The sequence below is a fragment of the Aerococcus sp. L_32 genome, from assembly GCF_050689315.1.
On record NZ_JBOEQF010001133.1, the window covers coordinates 1 to 595 of the forward strand.

The 595-nt window shown below is 37.3% G+C and carries 2 protein-coding genes; both read right to left on the bottom strand.

What is annotated here, in order from left to right; genetic code table 11:
* Window positions 1-358, bottom strand: a 358-nt coding sequence (gene rsmG, locus ACRCJ0_RS18570) for a 16S rRNA (guanine(527)-N(7))-methyltransferase RsmG (RefSeq protein WP_431391661.1), incomplete at its 3' end; no start/stop codon positions are given.
* A gap of 55 nt (window positions 359-413) precedes the next feature.
* Window positions 414-595 (bottom strand): DsrE family protein (locus ACRCJ0_RS18575; RefSeq protein ID WP_431391663.1); only part of this gene is annotated, 182 nt, incomplete at its 5' end.

The window sequence follows — 595 nt, forward strand, 5'->3', positions numbered from 1 at the left end:
CTAAACCAAGTTCATTCACCACTTCATTGATAAAGTTGATACGTTTATTCAATGAGTCAACAATAGTGATGTCTAAGTTTGGAAAGGCAATTTTTAGTGGAATGCTGGGGAACCCAGCGCCTGAACCCACATCTACCAAGCGATATCCCTGGTCAGCCATCTCTACATGCATTGCTACAGTCAGTGAATCATAGAAGTGTTTCAAATACACTTCTTCAAGTTCTGTAATGGCGGTTAAATTAATTTTTTCATTCCATTCAACCAATAATTCGAAATAACGGTTGAATTGTGTCATTTGTTGGTCATTTAAGTGGATACCTGCATCCGCTAAGCTATTTTTAAATAATTCTGGATTCATGATTGTCTACTTTCTATATTAGATTCTGGTTGGATTGATAAAGTAAAGTCATTAATTAAGCACGAATATAGGCGTAACCATCATGTTGGCGGTTAATTAATTCGGCAATGCCTGATACAACCGAGGTAAATAAGCGACTATTCACCATTTCTGGATCAAATCCTTGCGCTTGTAGCGAATGTTGGCATAACTCAACCGTCACACCTTGTTTAACGAGTTTTTCTAAGCTTTGGTGAT